Source organism: Enterobacter sp. RHBSTW-01064 (assembly GCF_014103035.1).
Classification (GTDB): domain Bacteria; phylum Pseudomonadota; class Gammaproteobacteria; order Enterobacterales; family Enterobacteriaceae; genus Enterobacter; species Enterobacter mori.
This window is the reverse complement of the sequence record NZ_JABXOU010000008.1, coordinates 1-18353: the sequence shown is the minus strand read 5'-3', so window position 1 is coordinate 18353 and position 18353 is coordinate 1. Positions and strand designations below refer to the sequence as shown.

The following is an 18353-nucleotide window of genomic DNA, read 5'->3' as shown; positions in this document are numbered from 1 at the left end:
TGCCTTACCTCAGACTGACAAACCTCCGTCCAGCACCAGCGTTTGCCCCGTGAGATAGCGGCTCCCTTCTCCGACCAGAAAGGCAACCGCGTGCGCAACGTCCTGCGTTTGCCCCAGACGGCGTAAGGGAATGTTCTGCCGCATAGCTTTCAGGCGGGCTTCTGGGATAGCCTCCGCCATTTCTCCCTCAATGAGTCCAGGTGCCAGACAGTTTACCCGAATACCAAACCGCCCCATCTCCTGAGCCAGTGAACGCGTCAGGCCAATCATTGCCGCCTTACTGGCCGCATAAGCCGTTTGCCCGCTGTTGCCCTTTATTGCCGTGACGGACGACATGAGCACGATGGCTCCGCGCCCCTGCATCATCATGGCGGGCAAGAGAATTCGGTTCCAGTTCACGAGCGCAACCAGGTTGTTCGTCAGCACATCCTGCCAGTCGCGTGCCGTTTGATGAATATGCAGTGCGTCACGGGTCATTCCGGCGTTGTGAATAATCGCCGCGGGTGCGCCAAACTCATCAAGCAGCGACATCGCCAGTCGTTGAACATTCCCCTCGTCGCGACCATCGCAGCGGTAACCTTTAACCCAGGTTGACGTGTGCAGTTCGCGCGCCTGCGCCAGCGTTCGGCCAATACCGGCCTCACTGCGGCCGGTAAACACAATGTTCCAGTCTGGCAACAGGTGGCTCACCAAAGCCTGACCAATTCCTCTGCTGCCACCGGTGATCAACATCCATCTCTTTTCCATCTCAGCCGGCCATTTCCTGTTCGATGTACAGACTCAAATCGCGGAGGGTCATCGGCTGCTTTTTCATAAACATTTCAGCCGTGAGGGTCACATCAAACTCGCGTTTCGCCAGCACCATCAGTTCAACATAATCGAGGCTGTCGAGCTCCAGCTGCGGCAGCGTCGTGTCCGGCGTCAGCGCCTCCAGCGTCATATCTTTCGCATCGGCAATCATTTCGCTGATTTTGCTGTAGATGTTTTCATACGGTTTCATTTGCATTTCCTTTTGTCAGCGGGCCGACTTTCAGCGTCACGGCACTGCTAATGTAGTGTTGTTGATAGCGGGTTTGCGCAGCAATTCGCACCACTGCACCCTGTAAAAGATCGCCGACCACCATGGCGGGTAATGTCTCGATCTCAAGAGGTTCTGGTAAAAGCACCGACTGCCAGGGCGCGAGCAGATGGCTGTCGAAAACAACCTCCTGATGGGTTTGCACAACGGGATAGCGGGTGAATAGGGCGTCCAGCGTGCGACCAGCCGGCACCAGCGATGCAATGACTTTCTGATCTAACAGCGCGGTATCCTGAAGAAGATGGCGAAACAGCAGCGCATCAAGAAAATGCCACTGCCGGGCGTCGGGAAGCAGAGGCAAAAAAGTCTGATGCAGCGCGGCAATCGTTGACGCGCCGAGTTCTCGCTGACTTTCTGCTTCTTCCACAGCGAAAAGACTCACCGGCACGATAGTGCATGAGAGGCAGACTTTCTGCGCGGTAAGATCGTGCACGGCGGCTGAAACGGGCTTATTTGAGTCGCGCATCAGAAGATAATCGGTGTCCCGCCACAGCGGTCTGCGCAACCGCACGGTACACTTCAGAAAGGGTGAGCGGCGAACCTCTGGGCTAATGAACCGTTTAACATCCAGCAATGCCCGCATGCCGTGAACGCTGAGCCTGCTTCCGCCCTGCGATTTCACCCATGCCTTATCGAAATGCACCGGATTGTAATCCCCTGAAAATGCAGCCCACAACCGTGCGTCCTGCTGGCTGTAATGCAGCGTCATCATGAATGTTTCTCCAGAATTAACGCCGCGTTTGCGCCACCAAACCCAAAGCTCAGGTTGAGCGTACGGCGGATATTCGCGGTACGATGCCCTTCCACAACATAGTCAAGGTCGCAGCGCTCATCGGCCTGCTGGAAATTGGCCGTTGCGGGAATCATTCCGTGGGCGATGGCCTGCAGGCAGACGATGCTCTCGAACGAGCCTGCGGCTGAAATTAAGTGTCCCGAGTAGGATTTCGTACTGGAAATGGGGATAGACCAGGCCGCATCCCCCAGCGCCATTTTTAGCGACTGCGTTTCGTTGATGTCGTTCAGCGGCGTCGAGGTACCGTGAGCGTTGATATAGTCCAGGTGCCCGGGTTCAAGCTCCGCCTGCCGCAGCACGGAGATGATGGTTTGCACGCGCGCAAGGCAGTCTTCGGCGGGCGAAGTAAAATCCCAGGCGTCAGAGAAATTGGCGTAACCCGTGATTTCACCGAGAATAGTTGCTCCTCGCGCGATCGCCCCCTCGCGCTCCTCCAGACACAGCACCGCCGCGCCTTCTGACAGCACGAATCCATTACGGTGCGCGCTGAAAGGACAGCTGGCGCGCCGCGGATCCCGCGCCTCTTTGCTCAACGCCCCTAATACGTCGATATTCCAGATCGCACAGGGACTCGTCAGAGACTCCCCGGCGCCTGCCAGCATCATCTGCGCCCTTCCGGTGCGGATCACCTCGTAGGCTTCGCCAATCGCGATCGTTCCCGTCGCACAGGCCGCCACAACGGTATTCTGAAAACCGTTAAGCCCCCAGAACTGGCTGCAGGCGGCAGTGGTGACGCTCGGCATCGAATAAAAACAGTTAAAAGGCGAGGCGAAACCCGTTGCCGAAAAATCACGTTGCGCATCGTAACTTTCGTCCAGCCCTCCCCAGCCGGTGCCCATGATCGCTCCGCAGTCTAGCGGGCTGTAGAACTCCTGCGGTGGCTGGTCACCAAAGGCCATCGCCATGGCCTGACGCGCCGCGCCAAACGTGAGCCGGGCAAACCGCGGCAGGCGGCGTCTGACGGCGGCCGGCACCCCGACCAGGCTGGGTTCGTTATCCACCAGCCCAAGAAAATGGGTTTTGATATTCTGCGCCGTGTAATCGACGTAACGATACCCAAGCCGGTAGTTCACGATCGCCTGCCAGCTCTCATCAGCCGTCACGCCAAGGGGTGTAACGGCGCCGTAACCGGTTACAACAACCCGCTTATCTCCATGTTTAAGCTTCATCTTTCATTATCCTGTATTGCGTGTCGCCCCCTTGCGCCAGCCAGAGCTGCAGCGTGGCGTAGAGGTAGTCGTATTGGATTTGCGCGAGGGCGTTCTCTGTGGTCAACAGTTCGTCCTGCGCGTCGAGCAGCGTCTGGAAATCCACCGCGCCTGCGCGATAACGGTTTTCCGTGAGGGACAATCGCCGCTGGCTCAGGGCCTGCGACTGAAGTAGCCTGGCGCGTTGCTCATCTGCGCTTAGCCGGTTTTCCAAGGCCTCATCCACTTCAGCGAGTGCGGTATAGGCGGTAGAACGGAAAGCGACCGCAGCCAGTTTTGTTGCTAAATCCGCCTGCTCAACGGTGAGCTGGCGGGTATTCCACTGGATAAACGGCAAGGCCAGCGCGGCGCCTGTTGTGAGGATTGGGTCGCGGAACCACTGACTGAAAACCTGGCTTCCGGCATTCAGAGACGCATCAAGAGAAAGCGCGGGGTAAAACTGCAGGCGAGCCGCGTCATAACCCGCAAGCGCTGCGCGCAGGCGCGACTCGGCAGCCTGAATGTCAGGCCGCTGAGCGATCGTCCGCAGCGGCGTTGCGCGCGAGATGGGCACCTGCTGATGGACATCCAGCGCGATCGATTCATCCGCATGTTGCTCGGCTGGTCTGTTGAGCAACAGCGCTAACGCATTGCGTGTGTTCTGGCGCTGCTGAACTAAGGTTCTGAGCTGATTTTTCCGCTCCAGCAGCGCCTGCTGTGCTTGCAGAACATCAAGCTGCCCTACTTTTCCGGCGTTAAACCACGACGCCACCTGCTGTACGGTCTGTTCCGAGATCGTCAGGCCGTCACGCTGGTTGCGGATCTGCTGGTTATACAGGGCGATGCGCCAGTAAAGCTGGGCAGTGGTGCCGATAGTAGAAAGAACGGTCGCATGGTAATCCTGCTCGCTCGCCCTGGCCTGCCATTCACTCTGCTCACGAGTACGCGCCAGTTTCCCCCACAGATCCAACTCCCAGGCGATGGCAATACCACCGCTGTAGCTCTCCTGTGCAGGTGTCCCCTGACGCACCGCTTTACTGTTGCTGACGGAACCGCTCGCCCTGACGTCGGGGGACACGTTGGTGCGGGTTAGCCCTGCCGCAACGCGTGCCTGCTGCAGCGTGATGGCTGCCGCCGCGAGATCGTTATTGCTTTCCAGCACCTGTTCAATGACCCGAGACAGGCGGGGATCGTTAAAACGCCAGCCGTTTTCCGTTTCCTTCTCCATCATCGTGGGCCACCCTGTCGGTAATGACAGCATTGGGCGCTGGTAGTCGCTGCGGGTCATCGCGCTACACCCCGCCAGAAGTAGCAGCGCGGCTAAAAAGAGGTGTCTTGTCATTCGCGAGCCAGCGCCTCTGTGGGGTTAAGGCGTGCGGCACTGCGCGCCGGGAAATAACCAAACGCCAGGCCAATCGCAGCGGAAAAGCCGCTGGCCATCAGCACCGGGAAGACGGTAAACACCATTGAAAATGCATCCGTGACGAAGGCAAAAAATTGCCCCACCAGCCAGGCACCGAGCACCCCAACCAGGCCGCCGAGCGCGCAGATCATCACTGCTTCTATGAGAAACTGATTCATGATGTCCGCGGGACGCGCCCCTACCGATAATCGAATGCCGATTTCATGCGTCCGCTCCGTCACTGACACCAGCATGATGTTCATCACCCCCACGCCACCCACCAGCAGCGAGATGGCCGCGATCGCGGTAATCAGAAGCGACATAGAGTCAGAGGTTTTTTGCATGGCGTTCGCCAGCCGGTCATCGGTTTGAATAAAGAAATCTTTCCGCCCATGCTCCCGCAGCAGGTGACGCTCCACGCGCTCCGCGGCCTCCTGTGGCTCCAGCGGCGGCTGGAAACGGAGAACCAGCGACTCCAGCGGAATTTGCCCCGTCAGTCGCTGCTGCAACGCGGTATGAGGCACCCACGCTGCCATGAATCCCCCCACCACTTTCGGCCCCGGACGGGTGGCGACACCGATCACCCGCCACGGCGCACCGGTAATCTGCACAAGCTCACCAAGCGGATTTTCCCCACCGGGGAACAGGGTATCCCGCCCGGTTTCATCAAGAATGATGACCGGTTCGCCATCCGCAACATCACGCGCCGTAAAGCCCGAGCCCTGAACAAAGCGCAGCCCCTGCAGGGAGAAGAAGTCTTGCGAAACACCGGACAGCATCATTGAGGAATCGAAGCCTTTGCGCACCGCAAGCGCCGTGCTGCTGACGATCGGCGAGACGCCCATCACCCACGGCAGCGTCTGCAAACTGCGCACGTCTTCCATCGACAGCGCATGCTCCATGTCCGGATGCGCGTTGCCCCATCCGGTTCCCGGGCGGATCTCAAGCGTCGTATTTCCCAACTTGCCAATCTCATCCATGATTGCCCGCCGCGCGCCTTCTCCTACTGCCATTGATGACACCACCGATGCGATGCCAATGATGATCCCCAGCATGGAGAGAAACGCGCGCAGCCGGTGCCCAGCCAGTGCACGCCAGGCCATGCGAACAGATTCGCGAAGGCGCCGCGCCAGTGACGCTCGCCCGTTATCCTGCTCCGGCAGCGGTTTTGAGGGACACGCCTCGGCGTGCTGAACATCGCTGATGATTCGCCCGTCGCCGATCTCAATAATGCGCTGCGCCTGTCGGGCGACGTCGCGATCGTGGGTAACGATAATGACCGTGTGCCCGTCCGCATGCAGCTGATGCAACACGCCCATCAGCGCCTTACCGCTGGTGCTGTCCAGGGCTCCGGTAGGTTCGTCTGCCAGGATAATGTGCGCGCCGTTTATCAGTGCCCGACAAATGCTCACGCGCTGCTGTTGTCCGCCAGAAAGCTCCGCTGGACGGTGCCGTAGCCGGTTTTCAAGTCCGAGCTGAAAGGCCAATCTCCGCACGCGCGCCGTGCGCTCCCGTTCCGACATCGCGGTGTACAGCGCGGGAATGGCAATGTTTTCTTCTGCGGTCAGATACGGCATCAGGTGATAGCGCTGGAAAATGAACCCCAAATAACGACTGCGCAGATCGGCAAGGTAGAGGTTATCCGCGCTATGCACCGGCGTGCCATTGATCAGTACCTCTCCGGAAGAGGGCCTGTCCAGGCAGCCGATGATGTTCATCAGCGTGGACTTACCCGAGCCGGACGTCCCCACAATCGCCACCATTTCGCCGCGATGAAAGGTCAGTGAAATATCACTCAGCACTGCCAGCGTTTGCGTGCCCGCGTTAAATGTTCGGCAGACCTGCCGTAGAACGATAATCGGCTCCATCCGTTATCCTCGCTCCGCGTCTTGTGCCAGCACCACCTGGTCGCCCGCCTGCAGCCCTTCAAGCACTTCGGCGTATTGACGGTCGTTAATACCGATGCGGATCGTACGGGACTGCGTATTCCCGTCTTCAACGGTGGTAATGGTGTATCGATCGCCATCCAGCGCCTGGCCCAGCGCGGCAACCGGAACGCGCAGAACGTTACTGGCCCTGGCGATCTGAATAAAGACCTGTGCCGTCATTGACGTTTTGAGTTCACGACCGCCGTTAGGCACCTCGAACGTGCCGGTGTAGTAGACCGCCGCGGCCTGAGGGTTCCCGCCCATCCCTCTCTCGCCGGATGCTTCGATCGCGTCCTGCGGCGCAGGCTGCACATAGCCCATGCTGCTGGCGTAACGTTTATCCGGATTGGCAATGACATAGAAACTGAGCGGCTGGCCGGGATGAATTTTTTGGACGTCCGCCTCAGAGATACGCGTTTGTACCTGCATCGTATCGAGATCCGCCAGCACCAGGATGGTCGGCGCCGTTTGCGACGAAACGATAGTCTGTCCTTCACGGGTCACAACACCCAATACCTCGCCGTCAACCGGCGCGACAATGCGCGTATAGCTGAGGTTGGCCTGCGCCGTTTTCACCGCCATTTCAGCCTGTGCGATCTGCGCCTCGCTCACCTCAATCTGCTGTACCTGCACCGCGTATTGCGATCTGGCCTGCTCAAACTCGCTGCGCACGCCTGAGCCGTCGCGCTGCATCATGCGCTGACGATCCAGCTCCTGGCGGTAGCGCAGCAACGTTGCTTGTGCAGAGAGCTTTTGCGCTCTGGCGCTGGCGAGCTGTGCCTTTGTATTCCTGAGTTCCGACTCCTGCAGCGTCGGGTCGATTTCCGCCAGCAGTTGTCCTTTTTTCACCCGCTCTCCCTGGCGAACATACAATTTACGCAACTGCCCGTTGACCTGAGCACCGACGTTAACCTGTACCGCTGGCTTCAGGATCCCCGTCACCAGCACCACCTTTTCGATGTCGCCGGTGCCGATAGTCTCCACGGCCAGGCGCGCATGCGGTGAGGGCGAGTCCATCACCACCCAAAACCCCGCCATCGCGGCGGCAAGCGCCAGACCGCAGCCCAGCATGACCCAGCGGGAATCAAGCTTCATTGCCACCCTCCTGCAGGCTGAGCCTGCCGCCAGCCAGGCGGTAAACCTGCTGAAAGCCCGATAAAACCTGCTCGCTGTGCGTGACAACAATCAATGACTTTCCAGCGCTGCGGCAGTGCGCGTGGACCGTTGCCATGACGATTGCCGAGGTCTCGTCGTCAAGATTGGCCGTCGGCTCATCAAGGAGCAAAACAGGGCGTGAGCTGTACAGCGCGCGGGCCAGCAACAGCCGTTGACGCTGGCCGAGAGACAGCGCCGCGTGGCTCTCGCGGATCAGGGCATCCAGCCCCCCTGGCAATGCACGCACCACGTCACCCAGTGCGAGAGCATCAAGCAGAGCCTCAACCCGTCCGCGGTCGCGTTCCCGGTAGTACGCGTCGAATAAGGTGATGTTTTCACGCACCGAGGCGTTAAAAAGAATGTCCTCCTGGCTTTGCAGGCAGACATACTGCGCCAGCTGTGCGGCAGGCAGCGCGTTCCCGCCTGCATAACATCCTCCCGCCTGTGGGGAGAACAGCCCGGCTATCAACCGGAGTAAGGTGCTTTTACCGGCCCCCGACTCCCCCACAATTGCAATCTGCTCCCCTGGCCGGAGCGATAATGAGACGGATGCGAGGACGGGCATGGCGGGATCGTACCCGTAGCCCAGCGCGTTAAAGTCCAAATCAGGCGCCGCATCAGCTGGCGGTATTGTTGTTAGCGGCGCGCGCACACCGTCTTCCCGTGGCGCAAAAAGGGCATGCGCGCGGGTGTCGATCACGTGCAACTGCGTTTTCTGAATGATGGCGTAGAAGATCCGCGTGACGTAGGAGGTAAAGATTTGCCGCAGGAAGCTGTAGGCAAAAAAATCGCCCAGTGAGATCAGCTTGCCGTGAACCATCGGCAGCACCACCAGCATAAACGCCACCATCTCCAGGCTGCCGCTCAGCTGATACAGACCCTCTTTTACCTGTTGATAGACCTTCTGGCGCTGTAAGCATGCAAACAGTTCGCGGCTTAAGGCGGCAAACTGCCCCTGACGCTGCCCTTCCAGCCCGGCGGTTTTGACGGTCAAGATGCCCTGAATGGTCTCCATAAAAAAATCATTCAGCGCGGCGCTTTTCAGCTGCAGCTGCTGGGTAAACCAGCGGTCGCGGATAACGGCCCAGACGCTGATGATCCCCATCACCGTCACGCCGATGGCGGAGATCGCCGCCAGGACCGGGGCGATCCAGAACATGATCGCCAGCGCGATCGCGCCTATCACCCAATCGGAACGCAGACCATTATCCAGCTCGATCTTCTGCAGCAGGCCCATCTGCCAGGCGGTAAAGCGGCTGAAGATCTCCCCTGGGGCTCGTTTTTCAAAAAAACGTAGTGGGTTTTGAAGCAGACGAGAAAATCCGACGCCGCTGTGGATCAGCACAAACCGTTTGATGTAGCGTTCGCTGATCGCCCGAACGCCCAGAGCCATCAGCGACGAGACCACAAACGCCAGGATAAACCAACCGTACGGGAAGCCGCTGTTCTCCACGCTGGAGAAGGCCTGGTTGATGGCGCTACTGACCATCGTGGGCATCAGAAACAGCGTTAACGACACCAGGAAGGTCAACAGCATCAGCCGATAAATACCCGGCTCGCCCGCCGTCTCCTGCATGCTCATCACCCCTGGCATGGACTGTACCGTTGTCGGCAGCGCCAGCTCGGGATCGGCGGCCAGCACCTGGTCGGGTTCCACAATCAGGGCATAACCGCTGATCTCCTGCTTAAGCGCGGCAAAGGGCAGCCACTGCTCGCCAATCGCCGGGTTCATTACACAGACGTGGTTACCTTTACGCCAGGCCAGCAGGACATAGTGGCTCGCACCGTAGTGCAAAATGGCCGGCAGCGGCAGTTCACTTAGCTCATGGTGCTCAAACAGCACGGGCGTCGTCGCAATGCCCAACCGCGCAAGGATGGCCATCAGCGTGTCCAGCGAAGTACCGTGATCGGAGGCTGGAAAAATGCCGCGCAGCGTCTCGAGCGAGATCGTCTGCCCCTGCGTTTGCGCCAGCATCGCTACGCACGCCAGCCCGCACTCGTTGGTCTCTTCCTGAAAGATCAGATTCGGGATCGTGGTTTTCATTTTTATAGTGAGTGATTAATAAAGTAGAGAGAATGGCTGTGCCAGAGGAGCCACTCCTGCGGGTGCTTTCGCAGGGTAGATTCAATGATGACGGGCAGCACGCTGGCGACATTCTGACTGCTCACCGGCGGATGAATGTGGATGCGCAGGCCGTTGTCATAGCTGAGGTGATAAAACACGACCTGTGCGGCAATTGCGCCGGAAAGACGCACCAGACCGCTATGCAACTTTGCGCTGCGACCAAATAAACGACATGGCAGCTTCGCCACCCGCGCCCCTTCTGCCTGCGAGGTATAGTCGGGCGAGATATCAGGAAAAATAATCATGTTCTGCTGCCCGACGGCGACATCGGTGATGAGATCCATCAGGCCGCTGGCCAGCGTTTTGTTCTCCTGATGAATTGAACAGTAGGCGAGTGCAACGCCCCCAAGCGCACGGACGGGGGCGCTGTAAAGCTCAGCGCTAGAAGAAACCACCACGCTTGCTTTACCCGGCGTGACGCTGGCACCAATGATGGCAGCCAGCACGTCAGACACCGTATGGAGCGGTGCCAGGATGTAGGGCGCGTTTTGCTGGTGTAGCGGTGCGACCACCGCATCGAGATCCGCGGCACAAGCACGAATTTGCTGAAGCAGCACCGTGTTTTGCCCCCAGGTGGCGGCCTCTTCCAGCAGGCGTCGCCGGACTGCCATCCAGGCCACGTCCAGCCGGGACGTTTGCCCAGTCAGGCAACGATAGTTTTCATTAGCCACCGCGTTTCGTAAGCGAAACGCGCGTCCGAGAAGCCGCGATGCGCAGAGTCCCTTCGCCACCACCAGCGTCACGGGGAGAGGCACGTATCGCATTATTTTTCGCAATAGAAAAATACCGCACTGAGAAAGCGTTCGCTGAATGACTTCAATTTTTCCCGCGCTATTTTTGACGCTAAACACGCTCCAGACAATGAATAATCTGATCACAGAATTATTTATCCTCTTTGAGCAGTTCCAGCATGCGCTGCGCAAACGCGGGGAATTCGCGGTCCTGCGCGACAACATAGCGTTGATTAATAATAAACATCGGCGTGGCGTTAATATCGTAGTAATCGGCAATAGCCGCCATTTCGCTGAGACGTTCTTTAACCTTTTTACTTTTCCTCAAAGTCGTAAACTTGACGACATCAATATTATTTTTCGCTAACCAACCGTTCAGTTTTTTCTCATCCGTCAGATCGACGTTTCGCGTGATAATGGCGTTATACGCACTGTCGCGAACATCCCTTTCTATTCCCATCGCTTCCAGCGTGGCAAAGATCGGCGCATAGGCGGCAAGGCCATTATCCTCACCTGCAATATGAATAGAGGTAAATGTGGTGTCCGGCGGTAGTTTACGGGTAAGTTCTGCAAGGTTCTCTTCGTTTGCCGCACAATAATGGCAACCGTAAGACATGACCTCGATAATACTGTGCTCTTTTTTTATCGGACTGTTCGCAAGTTTTTCGGCGCTGACCTCTCGAAAAGCCTGCGTCGCGGAATCATCTTTGGCAAAGGAATTAAAAACAAAAATATGATAGAAAAGCACCGTAATCGAAACGGAAATAATAATCAGAAAGATCGAATAACCGATCGCTGTTTTGCGCGTTAATGGGTTCACTCTCGTTTTCTCACAGTAGAAAAGCCTGGGGCAGCACACCCCAGGCAGTGCCGATTTTAATAGCGGTTAGGGATACCACCACATTTGCTTGAATCAGCATCTCTCATGCTGGTCGTGCAGCCATGCTTATCCGTACAGGTTGTGATCTGCTTACAGGAGGTGACGCCACCAACGGTGACGTTCTGATACGTGATTTCACAGGTCTTGCAGGTTCCCCCTACAACGCCAGCGGCTTCAAGCACTGTCAGTTTTTTCATTTCCGTTTTCCTTACTTCGAGTTAATGACGTGCAATAATTTGCACCGTTAAATCGGTAATACGTTCTACCGAAAGGTTGGCTCACGGATTCAGGGCATAATGCCTCTAAATGCGGAGAATAAAGCGATATTGCTTCTGATATTCAGCCTCTTCATTAAGTGGCGCTTGATATAGCTCAAGCGACGAATATCGACATTTACTTCGTCTGATATTTGCGATAATGATTTCCCCTTAAATAGCTCTTCCATCAGCCACCACTCACTCCCTGAAATAGTGGGATCTCTGCTCCGGTCGTAAATTTTTTTTTGCGTATAGCTGACCAGCGATGCGCTAAAGCAACATCCCTGACGTTTTTTATCCAACAGTCGCTGAAAAAACGGCATAATGCTCTCAATATTTTCATTTTTAAGCAGCCAATGCGCGGTGGGCAAAAGCGAATACAGTGCAAAAAAAAGAGGCATATTGTGTTTACTCAATAGCATAATCAGGCTTTTATTTTCATGATGATAAAATTCTTTCATTAATTGCAGCGTATGGAGCCGCTCTTGCGGCAGGCTATCTAAATCACAGAGGATCCACATGCAACCCTCGTCGTTAACCTGACGCTGTAGTTGAGCAATCAGCTGATCGTAGTCATCCGTTAAGGAATATAAAACGTCCGTCTGTTCAGCAAGTAAGCTGGTAATAACCATTTTAATTCCTTGCGAATAAAAAATATTTTTATCGTAAAGAAAAAACTGATACCTCATGCTGCAGTTCCCTGTTAGCGCCGCTACTGATAGTTCAATGTATAATTTGCGGTGGCGGTAAAAGGCCCTGTCGTTAACGTTCCGTTTGCAATGGCATCGGGTTCCGCTTCAACAAAGGCCTGGAAGCTTAGCCGTAACAGGGTGTCGTTGATGAGGGTGGGACGCGTGGCGACATTCAAACGCACGGGCGTATCATCCTCCTCCAGCAATCCTATCCCCACCCCGCCCGCATTGCCTGGGGCTGTGGCGTTAATGGCCAGCCGGTCCGCCATGTTGCCGTTGGCGATGCCGCTGAACGTCACCGTCACCGCGTTAAAGACATTCGGATTACAGTCCTGCAAGGTAATAGTGAACGGAACCGGTGTTGTTTTTCCGTTTAGATACAATGACTTTGTTGATATCTCACCGAAATCGACCAGCACCCGCGCCGATTCTGGCGCAATACTGCAGGGGTAAGCCATTACGACACCTTTAAAGCTAAGATCGCCACCAATCAACTCCCCTCGCGCCCAGGCGGGTGTCGCAGAAAATGCCGTCAAAAAACAGGCGAGGATAATTATCATGAGATGCATATTCCCTCCTTACTGGAATTCAGCCACAACCGTCGCCGATGCATGGAATTCACCTTCAGGGATAACCGAGGTGGCATTTTTGGCCACCGGCGCGGCGATCAGGTTCCAGTCACCCTCGTTGTGGGAAAATCCCGGCACGTTATAGAACGTGTTTGGCACCACGGGATTACCCTTGCTGTCACGCAAAGCGATGCCCAGCTCAGACCGGTCGGCGGTTCCCTGGGTACTCAGGTATTTACCGTCAGTGAATGCCGGATTAGCCTGCTGGACCCCCAGCTTGATATTCAGCTCTCCCTGAGAAAAACTGCCGCCCTGGCATTTCACGTGAATCGGTACGTTTTGACTGTAATTGATGCCATCCAGCCTGCTGCCCGTTCCCGGAATGTTGCCGAAGTCGACGACGATAGGCGTCCCCTGATTAACGATGCATTTATCCGGTACGGTGATGACGCCGGAAGCGATGGTAACGCGCGACAGTGGCGTTTGCCCCATGGCACCCGGCCCCAGTCGACCATAAAGCGTTGCGATTTCGGAACCCTGTAAGTTCACCCCGTTGATAATGGGTTTGGTGATCATGAAGGTCACTTTTCCCTTCGCGCCGGAGGCAAACTGATTGTCCAGTATGGTGCTGGGGGGGTTGCAGTAGTTCTGATTGACGTTGTTGGAGACGTTATCGAACGGTACGGTTTTGTACTGCTGTAAATTACCGCCGATGTAGATCTCGATTTTAACGTCCATGTAGTCATTGAGCTTGAGATAACCCGCCGTCATTCCTGATTGGGTTAACGTCGCCTGCGACATGTAATATACCGGCTGGCTTATCATCGGCTGTGCGCAGTACGCACGGCCCTGAAACATCCCAGCCAGGTCAAATTCGTCGATAACAACGGCACCGACCTGGTTGCTGGTAATGTCATGATTGCTAATGTTAATCAGGTATTCATAGGTACCATTTACCGCCTTAATTTCACCGTCCACCACGGACCACGCCGCCCCGGAAAATCCGAGCGTGCACAACGCCAGAAGGGCTGCATAAGGAAAAGGGTTTTGCATTGTCAGGCTCCTTCCTGATTAGCCCTGCTGGGCGGGGGGTAACGCCTTGCAGGTAGTGCCTTCACACCGGAATTTCAGCTCCGGATGCCCGCCATAATCATTCACAAACTTCATCGAAAACTGGCTAACGCCTGCATCCGTCACCTCAAACTTCTGGCTCGATTTAGGCGCAACCATGATCCCCGGGAAACGGGTAATTTTCTGCCCATCGGCCCTGGTCAAGCTGAGGATGGTCACGTAGTAAGGCGTGGGATTCTGCACGGTCATCTCGCTGCCGCTTTTGTGGAATACCAGGCGATCCTGCCAAACTTCCCCCTTTGTCTTCGGGATCACCGCTTCAGGGCGATAGAACAACTTGATGCGTGACTGCATTGCCAGCTGCAGCGTGTTGGGTTTTTCCGGCTTTGGTGGAATTTCCCTGACGTTGAGGTAGAACAGACTCTCTCTGTCCGTCGGCAGTTTGTCGATGCCCGCCGTTTTAGTGACACGCGCTATCCCTTTCTGACCCCCATTAATTCGCTGCAACGGCGGGAGCACAATCAGCGGCGAGGCGATCTTATTGCCCTTTTCATCCTCTACCCACGACTGGGCCAGGAACGGAATATCCGGACTGGTATTAGACAGATTGGCGCTGGACGAAGACTCTTTCTCCGTAATGATGATGCGCGTCCGATCCAGAGAGACGCCCGCCTGCGCGTAGCCGTTCAACAGGCTCAGCGCACACGCCGCCATAAGATATCTGCTATGTCTGTTCTTGCTCATTTTTAGCCTTTAATTACAGTGGGATAACGCTTTACACAGGGATTAGCGGCACGGCAGAAGCGTGTCCGAACGTCCGTTGTTCACGCCGGGCGGGATGGTCACTTTGCACTGCTGTTTGCCCCCCCACATGACATTCAGAGTTTCATTGGCGTTTATGCCCGCAAGCCATGCCTTGCCGTCCTCCAGCACCATGGCGACGCTTACGCCATCGGTGTTGTAAATTTCCGCCCCGAAAGGTGGGACGCTGTTATCTGCGAGGCGTAACGTGCCCATCATCTTCATCCCCTTCGCCATCCCAAAAGCCTGATAGCCGATGGCCCCTTCCGTCAGGGTACTGGTACTGATGGCTTTTGCCGGTTCGATATCACCATCCATGGCATCGACGTCTACGCGGGTGTCAAAGCTGTTGTAGCTCACTACATCCGGTACAACGGCAATACCGAAGCGGTTAGTCCGGGACTTTTCGCCATTGAGAGGGACGCCGCCAATGCCGTTGGTATCGACCATGACGCGTGCCGTGTTCATCGTTGCGCCGCTGTTATGCATCGCCGCGCCGTGCCGGGTCGCCGTGAAACCGCCGCGCAGGGTGGTACTTAACGCCATAAACTCATTTTGCTGGTAGCTGGCGTTGGTATTAATTTCCGCCAATTGCGAACGGTGCAGGTAATAGCCGTCCACGCTGGCGTTGCTGTTCTGACTGGCACCCGCGCGAACGCGCCACAGATTGTTGAAATCGCTGTTGTCGGTGTATGACGCCATCGGGCTGGTTTTACCGTTGTTGGTCTGGACGTCCAGCCCTGCCCATTTGTTATCCCCAATCGGCACAGACAATGAGAGGGAGATGGAGTCGTCCTTTTGCCCTTTATAGTCAGTACGGTAAGCGGAAAGATTGGCGGTGATACCGTTGATATCACCGATGCGGAATACACGCCCCACGGACAGGCCGTATCGATCCTGGCTGCGTTGATTCCAGTAGTTTTGGTGGGTCCAGGTAAGAAAAACGGTTGTCGCTTTACCCGCTTCACCGGCCCAAAAGGTTTTACTCCCGGTGATGGTATAGAGCTGTTTTTCGCGCCCGACACGGTCATAACCCTGATAACGCTCATCAAGGTATTGCGCCATTGTGCGGAAGTCTTCCTGCGAGAAGCGGTATCCCGCGAACGTAATTGAGCTGTTGTATTCGTCGAAGGTTTTCGCGTAGCTCAGCTTGTATGAGGTGCCTTTCAGACGTTTCCCGTCAGGCTGACGGCTCCACGACTCCGTGGCATCAATGGAGATGGCTCCTAACGCGTTAAGATCGCGACCAATCCCCAGAGAGGTAGCGGTATAGGCTTCACCCGACGACTGCAGGCCACCGTACAACGACCATGCATTACTGATCCCCCAGGAGAAATCGCCAGACAGGAACGTTGGCCCCTTCAGTGAGTGGTTATAGCGAGACGGCGTGCCGCCCGACAGGTTGTAACGGACATAGCCCGGACGCGTGAGATACGGAATGTTGGCGGTGTTCACCTGGAACATCGAGATTGAGCCATCCTGCTCCTCAACGCGCACGTCGAGCGTACCGCGCACCGAACTGCGCAAATCCTGAATATTGAACGGTCCGGCGGGGACGGTGGTTTCATAGATGACGCGCCCGCTCTGACTGACGGTCACTTTGGCATTCGAACGGGCAATACCGTGGATTTCAGGCGCATAGCCCTGTAGCGCCGGAGGAAGCATCCGCTCATCGCTGGCGAGGTTAATCCCGGTAAATCGCAGCGTATCAAAAACCTGCGAGTTCAGGTAAATCTCACCCAGCGTCAGTTTTGCCGCCATCATTGGCAATGGCCGGTAGGCGTAGATCTGGTTCCAGTCGAAATTGGATTGATGGGTCTGGCTGTAGTAGCTTGTCTGATATTCACCGCGCATACGCCAGCCGCCGAGGTTGGCTCCCGCCTGACCGTAGCCTGATATCGCGCTGTAGTTTTCATTGTCGCTGAACTGACGCGTCAGCTGTCCGTTAATGCTGTAGTCAAAAATCAGACCGGCGATACCTTCATCCCAACGTTCAGGCGGCGTCCAGTCAAGGTCGTTGTACTTCATCCATGCCTGGGGCACGGTGATATCAAGCACACCGGCATAGTTACTTAATTTCGCCCCCGACAGACGCTGCAGGGAATAGCAGTTTTCATAGATTTGAGCGACTTGTGTACGTGCGTCTTCTTTCAGCGCCAGTTTGTCCAGCAGGTCGCCGCTGATACACGGCAGCGTACGATTGCCGTCAGGCGATTCCACATAACGGATTTTCTCCTGGCCTATCGACTGGCCGTTAATACGGATATCCAGCAGATAATCACCAGGTGTGACATAGTTATCTGTCGCAAAGCGTGACAGATCGATACGGGTACGATCCGAAGCATCCAGAACATCAGTATTAAACTCAACTCGCTCCTCCGCGCGCGCCGTTGCCGCATAGCAGCAATTCATCACCAGGAGAGCAATTATTGTTAGATTAGTATTTAATTTTACTGACATGATCCCCGTCCCGAACAAATCCATTAAAAGCGCCCTGCGTTCCACTGCGTTATAATTATTTTGTGGGTGTCGACAATTTAAAAACATGCACGAACGCCGTAACGCCTTCCGCTTTAATAGTTCGTCGCGACAGCGAAATAAATCGGCATTAAGAACACGTTTTTATTTTCGTTCTTTAATAGTGCGGGAAATTTTCCCGCACTGACTACGCTCTGCGGATTACTGATAAGCAATCTCAAAGTTAACCGTTGACTGGAAGGAACCCGCCGTCACGGTCGCGCTTGCGCTTTCTGCTTTCACATATGCCACGAACGGAATGGTGTTGGTGCCATCAACCAGTTGAACAGGGGTGGTTGCGTTACCCCAGACAACGTCCTGACTGGCGCTGTCACGCAGACCGATACCCGCACCAGACGCAGTACCAGAGGTGAAGGCTGCCAGAGACGCATCCGTTGGGTTTACGCTAGTTGGGGAGTAAGTTACTTCAGCAGTTTGAGCAACAGTGGTGTCACAGTGCTGCAGTTCGATGTTCTGATGTACGTTTCCGGCGCGCGCACCATTAGCCAGCGCAGAAACAGGAATCTGGCCAAAATCAACGCTTACCGGGCTGGAGCCTGGCGCCAGACCACATGCGGTATTCACCAGTTCACCCTGGAATTCAATTTGGCCATTCGTCGTATCAGCGAATGCAGACATTGAACCCAGAGCAGCGGTCAAAGCGACAGCCATAGCAACTTTATTCAGTTTCATAAAATATCCTGTTTTTACCAATATCCTGAGAAATAAAGAGTCGTCACGCTACAAAAATAATATACGCGAGTGAAATTAACTCTTGGTTTTGTTCTGGAAACGATATGCGAATAATGAAACTCGCAAATATTAAACATCACCGTTTCTTCGAACTAATTCAAATGCTACCAAATGAAAACTTCACCACAAAGCAATACATTTAATGTGGAATATATACGCATTGTTAACTCGCAAGGATACGAAAGCAGGGTTTTATATCTCGCAGAGTGACATGAATAGTCTTAAATTCATGATGCTTTTACCGCGTAAATAAATTTATAAAACAGGGGAAATTAAGATATTTCGTAGAAGGAAATGTGAATTTATTTAAAATTAAGGAGAAGAGTGGTGGGATATTATATTACTGGGGCGCTATTCTTTCTGACGCAGGTAGAAGGTGAAGATGAAGCACAAAGCAAAAAACCCCGCACCTTA

The 18353-nt window shown here is 55.3% G+C and carries 17 protein-coding genes; all 17 read right to left on the bottom strand.

Features of this window, described 5'->3' with window-relative positions; all coding sequences use genetic code 11:
• Positions 1 to 9 precede the first annotated feature (9 nt).
• On the bottom strand, positions 10 to 747 hold the full coding sequence (locus tag HV355_RS20275; protein ID WP_182403197.1) for an SDR family oxidoreductase: 738 nt from the start codon (positions 745 to 747) through the stop codon (positions 10 to 12).
• A 1-nt stretch (position 748) separates the two neighbouring features.
• The gene (locus tag HV355_RS20270; protein ID WP_108417911.1) at positions 749 to 1000 is read right to left on the bottom strand and encodes an acyl carrier protein; all 252 of its coding nucleotides are present in this window, start codon (positions 998 to 1000) and stop codon (positions 749 to 751) included.
• Positions 987 to 1790 carry a MaoC/PaaZ C-terminal domain-containing protein gene (locus HV355_RS20265; RefSeq protein ID WP_126816409.1) on the bottom strand — a complete coding sequence of 268 codons (804 nt, stop codon included), beginning with the start codon at positions 1788 to 1790 and terminating at the stop codon, positions 987 to 989. Before HV355_RS20265 ends, HV355_RS20270 begins: the two co-directional genes overlap by 14 nt.
• A complete protein-coding gene (locus tag HV355_RS20260) occupies positions 1787 to 3040 on the bottom strand; it encodes a beta-ketoacyl-[acyl-carrier-protein] synthase family protein (protein ID WP_148401379.1) in 1254 nt (417 codons plus the stop codon). Before HV355_RS20260 ends, HV355_RS20265 begins: the two co-directional genes overlap by 4 nt.
• The gene (locus tag HV355_RS20255; protein WP_182403195.1) at positions 3030 to 4400 is read right to left on the bottom strand and encodes a TolC family protein; all 1371 of its coding nucleotides are present in this window, start codon (positions 4398 to 4400) and stop codon (positions 3030 to 3032) included. The genes HV355_RS20260 and HV355_RS20255 overlap by 11 nt, the downstream gene beginning before the upstream one ends.
• Positions 4397 to 6328: an ABC transporter permease gene (locus HV355_RS20250; protein WP_182403194.1), complete on the bottom strand. Its 1932-nt coding sequence runs from the start codon at positions 6326 to 6328 to the stop codon at positions 4397 to 4399. The genes HV355_RS20255 and HV355_RS20250 overlap by 4 nt, the downstream gene beginning before the upstream one ends.
• A gap of 3 nt (positions 6329 to 6331) precedes the next feature.
• On the bottom strand, positions 6332 to 7483 hold the full coding sequence (locus HV355_RS20245) for an efflux RND transporter periplasmic adaptor subunit (RefSeq protein ID WP_182403192.1): 1152 nt from the start codon (positions 7481 to 7483) through the stop codon (positions 6332 to 6334).
• On the bottom strand, positions 7473 to 9587 hold the full coding sequence (locus tag HV355_RS20240; RefSeq protein ID WP_182403190.1) for an ATP-binding cassette domain-containing protein: 2115 nt from the start codon (positions 9585 to 9587) through the stop codon (positions 7473 to 7475). The genes HV355_RS20245 and HV355_RS20240 overlap by 11 nt, the downstream gene beginning before the upstream one ends.
• 2 nt (positions 9588 to 9589) lie before the next feature.
• Complete coding sequence (locus tag HV355_RS20235; protein WP_182403188.1) at positions 9590 to 10546, bottom strand: ABC transporter; 957 nt, start codon at positions 10544 to 10546, stop codon at positions 9590 to 9592.
• 4 nt (positions 10547 to 10550) lie between these two features.
• Positions 10551 to 11219: a DsbA family protein gene (locus HV355_RS20230; protein WP_182403186.1), complete on the bottom strand. Its 669-nt coding sequence runs from the start codon at positions 11217 to 11219 to the stop codon at positions 10551 to 10553.
• Positions 11220 to 11275: 56 nt separating this feature from the next.
• Positions 11276 to 11476, bottom strand: coding sequence for a DUF4762 family protein (locus HV355_RS20225; protein ID WP_126816416.1), 201 nt, complete (start codon positions 11474 to 11476; stop codon positions 11276 to 11278).
• Between the two features lie 89 nt (positions 11477 to 11565).
• On the bottom strand, positions 11566 to 12168 hold the full coding sequence (locus HV355_RS20220; protein ID WP_249420883.1) for a DNA-binding response regulator: 603 nt from the start codon (positions 12166 to 12168) through the stop codon (positions 11566 to 11568).
• An 80-nt stretch (positions 12169 to 12248) separates the two neighbouring features.
• The gene (locus HV355_RS20215) at positions 12249 to 12797 is read right to left on the bottom strand and encodes a fimbrial protein (RefSeq protein ID WP_182403182.1); all 549 of its coding nucleotides are present in this window, start codon (positions 12795 to 12797) and stop codon (positions 12249 to 12251) included.
• Positions 12798 to 12806: 9 nt separating this feature from the next.
• The gene (locus tag HV355_RS20210; protein ID WP_108417922.1) at positions 12807 to 13850 is read right to left on the bottom strand and encodes a fimbrial protein; all 1044 of its coding nucleotides are present in this window, start codon (positions 13848 to 13850) and stop codon (positions 12807 to 12809) included.
• 18 nt (positions 13851 to 13868) lie between these two features.
• Complete coding sequence (locus HV355_RS20205) at positions 13869 to 14612, bottom strand: molecular chaperone (RefSeq protein ID WP_249420882.1); 744 nt, start codon at positions 14610 to 14612, stop codon at positions 13869 to 13871.
• 42 nt (positions 14613 to 14654) lie between these two features.
• Positions 14655 to 17129: a fimbria/pilus outer membrane usher protein gene (locus HV355_RS20200; protein WP_182403180.1), complete on the bottom strand. Its 2475-nt coding sequence runs from the start codon at positions 17127 to 17129 to the stop codon at positions 14655 to 14657.
• A 219-nt stretch (positions 17130 to 17348) separates the two neighbouring features.
• Positions 17349 to 17879, bottom strand: coding sequence for a fimbrial protein (locus HV355_RS20195; RefSeq protein WP_182403178.1), 531 nt, complete (start codon positions 17877 to 17879; stop codon positions 17349 to 17351).
• Positions 17880 to 18353: the final 474 nt, after the last annotated feature.